We start from the raw sequence: 11550 nt of genomic DNA, 5'->3' as shown, positions 1-11550 counted from the left end.
GGGCCGCGCGGTCTCTCACAGCGGAACCGGGAACCCGATCGCGAGCGCCGGTCATGTAGCACCACATGACCACGAGATTCCCCTCCTCCACCCCCGCGGCTCGACCGACGCTCTCGGCTGCGGCCGACGCGCCGATCACCGGCGCGCCGCCGACCACCGTTCCGTCACCGCGCCGGACGACGCGACGGCGACTCGTCCGGGCCTGGTCCGTGCTCGCGGCGATCGCCGTCGGCAGCCTGGCCACGGCCTCGCTCCCCAGCGCCGCGGGTGCCGCGACCGGCCCGAGCACCGCAGTCCCGCACGACAACGAGATCGTCCATGCCCGGATGTACCTCAGCATCGTCGCCGCCGATGGCGACCCGGTCCTGTCGCCCCTCACCGGCGCGCAGCTGGGCCTGCCGCCGTCGTTGGCTCGCTCGGTCGCGCCTCGGTTCCTGACCGGCGAGATCGAGCGCTGGAGCGCCGTCGGGCCGCTGCGCGACCGCACCGCCTGGAGCCTCTCCGAGGTCGCCGGCGGACCCACCGTCGGCACGACCGAGCAGTCCTACGCCGACGGTGAGCTCCGGGAGTGGGAGTCCTGGGTCGGCGACGTGACCACCATCGCGCTCTCCGACGAGGAGCGAGCACGCTACGAGGCCGACTGCCTGGACCGGCAACGGGTGTGGATGTTCAACGTCAGCCACACCGCCGACCCGATCGGCGGGATCCGGGCGATGCTCGACGGCGGGATGCTGCACAACACCGGCACCACCACGATCGAAGGCCGCAGCGTGCTGCGCCTGATCGGCGAGGAGCCGGGGACCGAGCAGAACGGCTCGCCCGGCGGACCGATCGCGTACGAGTACCTCGTCGATCCCTCCTCGTTCGCCCCGGTCCGGGCCTCGAAGACCGTGACGCTCCGTGGACTCACCGGTCCCCTGGCGCCGGCGGCGAACCTCACCTCCGGATACACCCTACGCTGGGACTTCTTGGAGTTCGAGTACCTGCCGCTGAACGACGCCACCCGGCACCTGCTGGTCGTCGGCGGCGGACGCTGAGCTCGTGCCCGGGACGTCACGTCGGTGACGTCCCGGGCATCGCTCCGGCCGGGCACACCAGATCGCCCGGGAACCACTTCCCGGGCTGCGGGCATGAACCAGCAGATGACGCCACGAACCGACCCTCAGCTGTGGCGTCTGGCCGTCGCGGGCGACGCCGATGCGTTCGGCCAGCTCTACGAGCGCCACGATCGTGCCGTCCTCTCGTACTGCCTCTGGCGGACCGGTGATCCATCGTCGGCCGAGGACCTGACCTCGATCGTGTTCCTCGAGGCGTGGCGCCGCCGGGCCCAGACACCCCTGACGACCGCGACGGCCCGTCCGCTGCTGCTGGCGATCGCGACCAACGTCGTCCGGCACCAGTGGCGCTCGCGGCGACGGCACCACGCAGCGCTTCAGCGGCTCGGCCGCGCCGTCGAGCCTCGTCCGACCCACGACGACGACGCCGTCGAACGGCTCGCGGCCGCCGACCGACTGCGCGATGTGCGCGGCCCGCTCGACCGGCTGCCCGCCCGCGAGCGCGAGGTGCTCGTGCTCGTCGCCCTTTCGGACCTCTCCTACGAGGAGACCGCAGCAGCCCTCGGCCTTCCGGTGGGAACGGTGCGCTCACGGCTCTCGCGGGCCCGGGCGCGCCTGGTCCGGGACGCCGAGCAGCGTCGCCCGTCCCCGCAGGACCCGATCGCCGCGATCGGCGTCAAGGCCCTGATCCCGGCCACCGAGTCGTCGTCGTGAGGCCGCCCGTCGACCTGACCCCGCTGCTGCCGAGCGACGCCGAACGTTCGGCGCGGCGCGACGCGCTGATGGCCGAGATCGACGACCGGCCGTCGGTCCTCCGCAGCAGCTGCACGCGCCCGCGCCGCACCTGCCCGCGGAACGCCCCGCTCGCCGTCGCACTCGCCTTCCTCGCTGTCGCCGGGCCGCTCAGTCTCGGCGCGATGCTCGGCACCGCCGGCCTCGACGGCGGCCCGGTCGACGTCGTCGCCGCCGCCCGCGCGGCCGCCGTCCCGACCCGGAGCACGGTCCTCCACGTCGTCATGCGTCTCGACCAAGGCGGTCCCCGCCCCAAGCCGGTGCCGCCGGGGCCCCGGCAGTCGCGGCCCGGTCGGGACCCGGTCGGCACCGTGACCGGTCGGATCGAGCGCTGGAGCACGACGAACCCGCCACGTGATCGCACCGCCTGGTTCGTGCACCTGCCGAATCGCTCGCGTCCCGGAACGATGGAGCTGTCGTACGCCGATGGGGTCTTCCGCGAGCGTGAGTCGTGGGCCGGGGGCGTGCGCGCTCGCCGCGCGACCGCGTCCGAACGGGCGAGCTATGAGCACGACCGGGTCCGCGCCGACCGTTCGTGGCTGCAGAACGCGACCTTCTCGAACGATCCGGTCGCCGGGATCCGGCGGCTGCTCGAGTCCGGACGGCTCCGGAACGACGGCCCGGACCGCGTCGACGGCCGCGCCGTCCACCGTCTCGTCGGGACAGAGCCCGGGACCGCGACCAACGGCGCCGCCGGCGGGGCGATCGTCTACGAGTACCTCGTCGACGAGCGCTCGTTCGCTCCCGTGCGGATCACGGTCACCCGGGCCCTGCCGGCGCGACCGACCTCGTCGGTCCCCGAGCTCCGCAAGCCACGCCGATTCGTCCAGCGGTGGTCGTTCGACGTCTACGAGCAGTTGCCGCTGACGCCCCGGACCGCACCGCTGCTGGTCGTCGGCGGTCGCTGACGGCCGAACCGCCGCCCGTCAGACCAGCGTGCCGGTGCCGACGACGACGTCGCCGTCGAGCAGCATCGCCGTCTGGCCGGGCGCGGCGCGGAGCAGCGGCTCCTCCAGCATCACGGTGCCCGGTCCGGTCGCGCCCGTCTCGGGCGCCTCCAGGATCCGAGCCCGGCGCGGCTGCTGTCGGTAGCGGAGCTTGACCCCGTCGACCCGCCACGGCTCGCGGTGGAGGATGACGTCGCGCAGGCTCACGCGGTCGGTCATCAGGTGCTCGCGGCGGCCGACCGTGACGATGTTGCTGTCGACGTCGGTCTCGATCACGTAGCGGGGCTCGCCGGCCGCGACCCCGAGGCCGCGCCGCTGGCCGAGGGTGTAGAGGTGCGCGCCCCGGTGCTCGCCGATAGTCGCGCCGGTCTCCACGTCGTGGACCGGCCCCGGCTTCTCCTCGAGATCGCCATGGCGCGCCAGGAACTGCGACTGACCGGTCCCCGCCAGGAAGCAGAGGTCCTGGCTGTCGGGCTGGCGGGCGACCGAGAGGCCAGCGCGCTCGGCCATCTCCCGCACCTCCGGCTTCGTCAGCCCCCCGAGCGGGAACCGCATCCGCGCGATCGAGGAGGGACGCAGCGCGCTCAGCATGTACGCCTGGTCCTTGCCCGTATCGACGGCCAGCCGCAGCAGACCGTCGTCGGTCGTCCGCGCGTAGTGGCCGGTGGTCAGCGTCGCGCAGCCGATCCGGTCCGCGAGCTCGAGCATCGCGTCGAGTCGGACGTCGCCGTTGCAGCGCACGCACGGGTTCGGCGTCAGGCCCTGGCGGTGCTCGGCGACCCAGGGCTCGACGACCCCGCTGCGGAACTGCTCGCGCAGGTCGAGGGTCAGGTGCGGGAGGCCGATCCCGTGGGCGACGTCGCGGGCCCGCCGCACCGCGCTGTGCGAGCAACAGGAGGACTCGGCGTCGTTCTGCTCGTCGCGCCACAGCTCCAAGGTCACCGCGACCGCGTCCGGTCCGGCCTCGAGCGCGGCGACCGCACTGTCGACGCCGCCGCTCATCGCCACCAGGGTCCCGGTCGGTCCGCCGTCGGGGACGGTCGCGACCGCGTCGTGGGCGACCGCGGCCCCGAGCGCGCGGTGGAACGCGTCGACGACCAGCTCGGCCGCGTGCCGCTTGCCCGGGTGGAGGCCGCCGACCGCCTCGGCGACGCTGGCCACCGAGACCCGCGCGGCGTCCCGAATCGTGGCGTCCTCGACCGTCTCGCAGACCACCGAGGCGCAGACGGTCAGGGCCCCGCAGCCGTCGGCCAGGAAGCCGACGCCGGCCACGCGATCGCCCACGACGTCGACCCGGATCCGGACCAGATCACCGCAGGCGGCACCGCCGGCGGCGCCGTCATGGCCACCGTCGGGCAGCTCGTCCTGCCCGACCGGGGACCGCAGGTGCTCCTCATAGCGCCAATCGGCCACCAACGGAGGGTAGCCGTCCGCGCACCTGGGCTCGCCGTACCGGGCTCTCCGGCCCCACGATCTGACCACGGACCGCCTCACTCGCACCGCATTCGCGGGATCGCGCACCGGCGTCTCCTCGCCCCCCGTTGCCGATTCTTCGAAGAACCCGAACGATCGACGACGACGCCAAGAGAACGGCCCTCGGGGGCCCCTCGAAGGGACCGACACCGACATCCGTTGCCGATTCTTCGAAGAACCCGAACGATCGACGACGAGACCCAGCGGTCCGCCTCCCGATCGCCTGGGGGATCGACGGAACGGGCGATCGCCGATTCTTCGAGGAACCCGAAGAGTCGTCGACCGCATCGGGCGAGCGGCGTTCGGGCTGCCCGCCGGATCCTGCCGTCGCCGTCGCCCTGGCCGTCACCGTCACCGTCGCCGTGGCCGTGGCCGTGGCCGTGGCCGTGGCCGTGGCCGTGGCCGTGGCCGTCGAGCCGACCACCGCCGGAGCGCCTGCGAGGATCGGCCGGTGACGCCGCTGCTGCGCTTCGAGTCGGTGACCGTCGGCGGCGCCGACCGTCCGCGGCTCGACGCGATCAGCGTCGACGTGGCGGCGGGCGGGATAACCGCGATCGTCGGGCCGTCGGGGGCCGGCAAGTCGACCTTGCTGCGTTGCACCAACCGGCTCGTCGCCCCGGACACGGGGGTCGTCCGGTACCGCGGCGCGGACCTGGCCGCGCTCGACGTGCTCGCCCACCGGCGCGAGGTCGCGATGGTCTTCCAGCGGCCGGTGCCGTTCCCCGGAACCGTGCTCGAGAACCTGCGCGTGGCGGATCCCACGCTCGACGAGCCGGCGGCCGGCGATCTGCTGGAGCGGGTCGCGCTCGACCGGGTGCTGCTCGACCGCGACGCCAGCGAGCTGTCCGGCGGCGAGGGCCAGCGGATGGGCCTCGCCCGCTCGCTCGCCACCCGGCCCCAGGTCCTCCTCGCCGACGAGCCGACCGCCTCGCTCGATGCCACCAGCGCCCTCCAGCTCGAACGGCTGCTGCGCGGTCTCGCCGACGACGGCGTCGACGTGCTGCTGGTCAGCCACGACGAGGCCCAGGTCGAGCGGATCGCCGACCGCTGGATCGCGCTCCGGGACGGCCGGCTCGACGACCGCAGGGGCCTCGCGGCATGAGCGGCGGGACCGACGACGGGAGCGCTGCGCCGTGAACGGCCACGTCAGCTGGTTCGGGCTCGGCGTCTCGATCGCCGTGGTGCTCGTCGCCGCCGGGCTCTCCCGGGTCTGGCGGCTCGGTCTCGAACGCGACGTGCTGATCGCGATCGGCCGCTCGCTGGCCCAGATGTTGCTCGTCGCCGCCGCGCTCGGCCTGATCGTCAGCGAGGGCACGTCGATCTGGTGGAGCTGGCTGTGGGTCGTCCTGATGGTCCTGTTCGCCGCGCTGACGATGCGCAACCGCGCGCCCGAGCTGCCCGGCCTGCTCGGCATCGCCCTGATCGCCACCGCCTCGACCGCAGTCGTCGGACTCGGCGTCGTGTTCGCGATCGGCGTCTTCCCGGTCACCCCGCGGACCGTCGTCCCGGTGGCCGGCATGCTCGTCGGCAACAGCCTCAGCAGCGGCGTCGTCGCCTGCCGCCGGCTGGCCGAGGCGGTCGTCGAGCAGCGCGACCAGATCGAGGCCCGACTCGCGCTCGGCCAGCCGTGGCCGCAGGCCGCCCGGCCGATGCTGCGCGGGGTCCTGCGAACCGCGATCTCACCCCAGATCGAGTCGACCAAGGCGCTGGGGATCGTCTTCCTGCCGGGGGCCATGACCGGCCTGATCCTCGCCGGGGTCGACCCGCTCGACGCCGTGCTGGTCCAGCTCGCGTTGATGTACGTCATCCTCGGGGGAGTCGCCACCATGACGACGGTCACGACGGTGACGGCCGCGCGCCGTCTCTTCACCCGCGACCACCGCCTCCGACCGCTCGACGGCCGGACCCCGTAAACGAACCGAGGAGACCCGCGAAGATGACGTCCTCCGAGACCGCCGAGTCCACGACCGCCGCGTCGACGTCCCTGGAGCGGACCGTCGCCCGGGCCCGCCGGCAGACGATCGCCGATCTGCTGCACCGGTCCGCCCGCCGGTTCCCGGACCGGGCCGCGGTCATCGAGGATCTCGGACCCGCCCACCCCAGCCCGCAGCGCCGCCGGACCTTCGCCGAGCTCGAGGCGGACGCCAACCGGGTCGCCCACGCGCTGATCGCCCGCGGCGTCCAGCCCGGCGACCGGATCGCGCTGCTGTCGCGCAATGGCCTCCCCTACGTCCAGGCGATCTTCGGGGTCGCCAAGGCCGGCGCGGTGCTCGTGCCGATCAACTTCATGCTGCGGGGTGGCGAGGTCGGCTACGTCCTCCAGCACTCGGGTGCGGTCGGACTGCTGGTCCAGGAGGAGCTGCTGCCCGTCGCCGAGCAGGCGATCGGCGTCGCAGACGCCACCGACCGACTGAAGCTGCGGGCCGTGCTCGGCGCCGACGACCTGTCCGCCCCCGACGGCTGGGAGTCGTTCCCGGCGCTCGCCGGTACGACGGCCGACGAGGACCCGGGCGAGCCGGAGATCGTGATCGCCGCCGACGCGCCCGCCCAGGTGATGTACACCTCCGGCACCGAGTCGCGGCCGAAGGGCGCCGTGCTCTCCCACGAGGCACTGATCGCCAACTACTCGACCTGCATGGTCGACGGCGACATGAAGGCCGACGACGTCGACGTCCACGCGCTGCCGCTCTTCCACGTCGCCCAGCAGCACGTGTTCCTCGTCCCCGACGTCCAGCTCGGAGCGACCAGCGTGATCCTGCCCGCCCCCGATCCGGCCGCGGTCCTGGCCGCGATCGAGGAGCACAAGGCGACCAAGTTCTTCGCCCCGCCGACGGTCTGGATCGGCCTGCTCGGCCACCCCGACTTCGATCGCCGCGACCTCTCGTCGCTGCGCAAGGGCTACTACGGCGCGGCGATCATGCCGGTCGAGGTCCTGCGCGAGCTGAGCCGGCGGCTGCCCGACGTACGGCTCTGGAACTTCTACGGCCAGACCGAGATGGCCCCGCTGGCGACCGTGCTCCAGCCCGAGGACCAGCTGCGCAAGGCCGGCTCGGCCGGGCGTGCGGCGCTCAACGTCGAGACCCGGATCGTCGGACCGGACGGCGCCGAGCTGCCCGCCGGGGAGATCGGCGAGATCGTGCACCGCAGCCCGCACGCGGTCCACGGCTACCTCGACGACCCCGATCGGACGGCCGCCGCCTTCGCCGACGGCTGGTTCCACTCCGGCGACCTCGGCGTGGCCGACGACGAGGGCTACATCACCGTCGTCGACCGGATCAAGGACATGATCAAGACCGGCGGCGAGAACGTCGCCAGCCGTGAGGTCGAGGAGGTCGTCTACGAGCACGACGCGGTCGCCGAGGTCGCCGTGATCGGGATCCCCCACCCGGCCTGGATCGAGGCCGTCGTCGCGATCGTGGTCGCGCGCGACGGGGCGACGGTCAGCGAGGTCGAGCTGACCGCCCACTGCCGCGAGCGGCTCGCGGGGTTCAAGGTCCCCAAGGCCTTCCGGGTCGTCGACGCGCTGCCCAAGAACGCCAGCGGCAAGCTGCTCAAGAAGGACCTGCGGACCGCCTACTCCGACCTCGCCGAGAAGATCGCCGGTCCGCGCTCGTAACCCCCATCGCCCCTCGGTGTACGCTTGTGCACTGAAGGGCGGACGAACGGGGTGACGGTGGTGCAGCGGACCGAGGTACGAGCAGCAGGAGAGACGGCGGCCGTGGCGTTCGGCGGCGCCGTCGACCACGTCCAGCGGACCCACCGGGCGATCGCCGCCCGTGCCTTCGGGACCGTCGGACGCGCGACTGCGGGAGCCCCCGGCTCCACCGCCTGGCTTCACGACCGGATCGCCGACGGCATCTACGCGACGGTGCGCGGAATCGGCGTCCGGAGCGCCCAGGCGGTCGCCCGAGCCGGTTCCCTGATCGGTCCACCAGAGGCCCGCTCGCTGGCCGACCATCCGACCGGCGGCGCCGTCCTCGGCGCGCTCAACGGTGCCTTCGGCGAGCGCTTCGCCGCCGAAGGCGATCCGCTGGAGCTGGCGATGACCCTCCGCCACGGCGGCCGCGACCTGCCGCTGACGCCGACCGCCCTGCGGCGGGCCTTCCCGCTGAGCGGCGGCCGGGTCGTCGTGCTCGTCCACGGCCTCTGCCTGACCGACGCCTCGTGGCGGACCGATGCGGACGACGCCGACGGCTCGTTCGCCCGACGCCTCCGCCGCGACCTCGGCTACGACGTCGTCACTCTCCGCTACAACAGCGGGCGCCGGATCCCCGCCAACGGGGCCGAGCTGGCCACGCTGCTGGAGCGGCTGTGCGCCGCCTGGCCCGCCGACGGCGGCGTCCGCGAGCTGGTCCTGATCGGCCACTCGATGGGCGGGCTCGTCTGCCGCAGCGCCTGCGCCGTGGGCGCGATCGCCGGCCACCGCTGGATCGATCCCCTGCGGCACGTCGTCACCCTCGGCGCCCCGCACCTGGGAGCGAACCTCGAGCGGGCGAGCGCGACCGCCGCGTGGGCGACGAGCCTGCTGCCCGAGACGCGGATCGTGGCCGACCTGCTCGACCTCCGCAGCGACGGCGTGCTCGACCTGCGCGACGGCTCGCTGGTCCACGACGACGTGCCCCTCCGCAGCGACCGCTGGCCGTGGGGCGAGCGCGGCACCGCCGTGCCGCTGCTCGACGGCGTCCAGCACCACGCCGTCGGCGTCACGCTCGCGCGGGATCCCGGCTCGTGGCTGGCCCGGACCGTCGTCGGCGACCTGCTGGTGACGCCGACCAGCGCCGCCGCCCGCGCCCGCGGCGAGCGCCGACTCGCGTTCCCGGACGACGACGTGGTGCTGCTCGGCGGCCTCAACCACTTCGATCTGCTCCACCATCCGCGGGTCTACGAGCACCTCCGCCGATGGCTGCGGCCGACCGCGGCGCTCCCCGCCGCCGACACCACCGGCAGCGGCCTGTTCGACACCACCGCCGACGAGCTCCCCAGCTGATCCCCACCCGACCGCGACATGCGCCACCATGGACAGCAGCGATGTCGCCTTCCGACGCTCCCACCCCCGTGGCCCCCGACGCCGCAGCGACGCCGGCGGCACCCGCCGCCCCGGGCGACGTCGACGGCTACCGCCGCGGTCGCGTCCCCCGCGACGTGCGTGAGCAGCAGATCCTCACGCTCGCTCAGGAGCTGTTCGCCGAACGCGGCTACCAGCAGGCGTCGATGGACGAGCTCGCCGCCCGTGCCGGGGTCTCCAAGCCGGTCGTCTACGACCTCGTCGGCAACAAGCAGACGCTCTACCTGACCTGCGTCGAGCGGGCCGGACGCGCGCTCGCCGAGGTCGTCTCGGCCGCGGCCCTCGCCGCAGACGGCCCCGAGCAGCGACTGCGGTCCGGGGCGATCGCCTTCCTCCGGTTCGTCGCCGAGCAGGGCGGCGGCTGGGACCTGCTCCTGACCGCCGGCCCGGCCCCCGGGGCGGAGCCGATCGTCCAGGTCCGGCAGGCCCAGAGCGCCCTGATCACGATGATCGTGGGCGAGACCCTGGCCGAGCTGGACGTCGTCCTCGCCCCCTGGCGGGTCGCCGCCATGGGCCACGCCGTCAACGGCGCCTTCGAGGGCCTCGCCTACTGGTGGCGCGAGCATCAGGACGTCCCGCCCGAGGAGCTGGTCGACTGGATCTCGGCGCTGTTCCTGCCCGGGATCCGCGCGCTCGCCGGCCCGCCCGGCCCGAACGCCGCCTAGCGTTGCCCCGGGGCCTCGGCCCGAGCGCCCGCCGTCGCCCCCGGCGCCAGCCCACGGCCCGGGCCCCCGTCGCGGCGGCCGAGTCCCCCGCCGATCCCTCGCCTCGCCCTCCGGGCCGGAGCGCTCCGTCGCGATTGTTATAGTTCTTCTAGAACTATGCTCATTCGCTTGCCAGCTGACGGAGAGGGGCCGCTCTACGACCAGATCGCCGGAGCCATCCGCCGGGCGATCTCCACCGGTGAGCTGCGCCCCGGCGAGCGGCTCCCGCCCGCCCGTGAGTTGGCGGGCGCGATCGACGTCAACCTCCACACCGTCCTCCGGGCGTACGCGCTGCTCCGCGAGGACGGGCTGATCGACGTCCGTCGCGGTCGTGGTGCGGTCGTCCGCGACGACGCCCCGGCCGGCCAGGCCGATGTCCACGAGCTCGCCGTCCAGCTCCTGGCCGAGGCACGACGGGCCGGCCTCAGCCGACGTGAGCTGCTCTCCCTGATCGAAAGGCTCCCCGCATGACCCCCCGCCGTGCCCTCGTCGTCCTCGTCCTCCCCGCGCTCGTGCTGGTCGCGATCGGCCTGCCGATCCTGCTGCTGGGCGACCGCCTGCCGGCGACGATCGCCACCCACTGGAGCACCGGCGGCCCCGACGGCAGCAGCGACGGCACCACCGCCGCGATCGTCACGGTCGGGCTTTGGCTGCTCGCCTGGATCGTCCTCGTGGCCGCCGGCCGCCGTCCACAGCGGCTCTTCTACGCCCCCTGGCTGCTGGGCTTCGGCGGGCTGCTCGCCGGCCTCACGGCGGTGACGATCGCGGCCAACCTCGACGTCGCCGACTGGCGGCAGGCCGACGACCTGTCGGCGCTCGGGGTGCTCGGACCGCTGGTCCTCGCCGGCCTGCTGGTCCTGCTCGGCGAGCGGTTCGAGCGCGACCGCCCCGTCACCCGACCGACGAGCCCCGACGACGGACCCGGCCCGCGGCCGACGGTCGGCCTCGCCCCCGACGAGCGCGCCGTCTGGACCGGCCGCGCGGTCGCGACGCCGTGGCTGATCGCCTCCACCGGTGGTGTCGCTCTCGTGCTCGCCGTCGTCGGGCTCGTGGGCCCGGGGCCGACGCTCCCGCTGTTGGTCACGGCGGTGGTCCTGATGATCGTGGCGGTCGCCGTGGGCAGCACCCGGGTCACCATCTCGGGCCGGGGCGTCTCGGCCCGGCTCGGGCTGCCCCTCCCGCGGCGGCAGATCCCGCTGTCCGCGATCGTCGAGGCCCGTGCGACCGAGGTCGAGCCGTTGAAGTGGGGCGGCTGGGGTTGGCGGACCGTGCCCGGTGCGACCGCGCTCGTCGTCCGCCGCGGCGAGGGACTGCTGCTCGAGCTGCACGACGGCCGCCGGTTCGTGGTCACCGTCGATGACGCGGCGACCGCGGCGGGCCTCGTCTGCGACCTGCTGGCGCAGGACGGGACGACTCCCGAGGACCACGGCGAGGGCGAGGCGGCGTAGAGGCGGGAGCGACGCGGATTGCCGCCAGGTGCCATCCGCCCGCACTCTCCGGAGTCATCTTGCCCT

General features: G+C 74.1%; 12 protein-coding genes. 11 read left to right on the top strand and 1 reads right to left on the bottom strand.

All coding sequences use genetic code 11. The features are described from left to right. Positions 1 to 65 precede the first annotated feature (65 nt). The 3 genes from ACVUH9_RS04065 to ACVUH9_RS04055 all read left to right on the top strand — a co-directional run bounded on the left by ACVUH9_RS04065 (position 66) and on the right by ACVUH9_RS04055 (position 2755). Positions 66 to 1037 (top strand): hypothetical protein, encoded by a 972-nt coding sequence (locus ACVUH9_RS04065; RefSeq protein WP_475754193.1) that lies wholly within the window; start codon positions 66 to 68, stop codon positions 1035 to 1037. Between the two features lie 105 nt (positions 1038 to 1142). Then, on the top strand, positions 1143 to 1769 hold the full coding sequence (locus tag ACVUH9_RS04060) for an RNA polymerase sigma factor (RefSeq protein WP_475754191.1): 627 nt from the start codon (positions 1143 to 1145) through the stop codon (positions 1767 to 1769). Then, the gene (locus ACVUH9_RS04055; RefSeq protein ID WP_475754189.1) at positions 1766 to 2755 is read left to right on the top strand and encodes a hypothetical protein; all 990 of its coding nucleotides are present in this window, start codon (positions 1766 to 1768) and stop codon (positions 2753 to 2755) included. The genes ACVUH9_RS04060 and ACVUH9_RS04055 overlap by 4 nt, the downstream gene beginning before the upstream one ends. A gap of 18 nt (positions 2756 to 2773) precedes the next feature. On the opposite strand, the gene mnmA is transcribed toward ACVUH9_RS04055, so the two are convergent. Next, positions 2774 to 4207, bottom strand: coding sequence for a tRNA 2-thiouridine(34) synthase MnmA (mnmA, locus tag ACVUH9_RS04050; protein WP_475754187.1), 1434 nt, complete (start codon positions 4205 to 4207; stop codon positions 2774 to 2776). 128 nt (positions 4208 to 4335) lie between these two features. Between mnmA and ACVUH9_RS04045 the strand changes: the two genes are divergently transcribed. From ACVUH9_RS04045 to ACVUH9_RS04010, 8 genes are all read left to right on the top strand, one after another. Continuing rightward, entirely contained in the window at positions 4336 to 4722 is a 387-nt protein-coding gene (locus ACVUH9_RS04045) for a hypothetical protein (RefSeq protein ID WP_475754185.1), read from the top strand. Continuing rightward, positions 4719 to 5369: an ABC transporter ATP-binding protein gene (locus ACVUH9_RS04040; RefSeq protein ID WP_475754183.1), complete on the top strand. Its 651-nt coding sequence runs from the start codon at positions 4719 to 4721 to the stop codon at positions 5367 to 5369. Before ACVUH9_RS04045 ends, ACVUH9_RS04040 begins: the two co-directional genes overlap by 4 nt. A 31-nt stretch (positions 5370 to 5400) precedes the next feature. Beyond that, on the top strand, positions 5401 to 6180 hold the full coding sequence (locus ACVUH9_RS04035; RefSeq protein ID WP_475754181.1) for an ABC transporter permease: 780 nt from the start codon (positions 5401 to 5403) through the stop codon (positions 6178 to 6180). 23 nt (positions 6181 to 6203) lie between these two features. Further along, positions 6204 to 7883 carry a fatty acyl-CoA synthetase gene (locus ACVUH9_RS04030; RefSeq protein ID WP_475754179.1) on the top strand — a complete coding sequence of 560 codons (1680 nt, stop codon included), beginning with the start codon at positions 6204 to 6206 and terminating at the stop codon, positions 7881 to 7883. 57 nt (positions 7884 to 7940) lie between these two features. After that, positions 7941 to 9254, top strand: coding sequence for an esterase/lipase family protein (locus ACVUH9_RS04025; RefSeq protein WP_475754177.1), 1314 nt, complete (start codon positions 7941 to 7943; stop codon positions 9252 to 9254). Between the two features lie 41 nt (positions 9255 to 9295). Then, positions 9296 to 9997, top strand: a complete 702-nt coding sequence (locus tag ACVUH9_RS04020) for a TetR/AcrR family transcriptional regulator (protein ID WP_475754175.1) — start codon at positions 9296 to 9298, stop codon at positions 9995 to 9997. 168 nt (positions 9998 to 10165) lie between these two features. Beyond that, positions 10166 to 10507 carry a GntR family transcriptional regulator gene (locus ACVUH9_RS04015; RefSeq protein WP_475754173.1) on the top strand — a complete coding sequence of 114 codons (342 nt, stop codon included), beginning with the start codon at positions 10166 to 10168 and terminating at the stop codon, positions 10505 to 10507. Then, entirely contained in the window at positions 10504 to 11484 is a 981-nt protein-coding gene (locus tag ACVUH9_RS04010; RefSeq protein ID WP_475754171.1) for a hypothetical protein, read from the top strand. Before ACVUH9_RS04015 ends, ACVUH9_RS04010 begins: the two co-directional genes overlap by 4 nt. Positions 11485 to 11550: the final 66 nt, after the last annotated feature.

The organism is Patulibacter ginsengiterrae (assembly GCF_056269115.1).
This window is presented reverse-complemented; position numbering and strand designations above follow the sequence as displayed.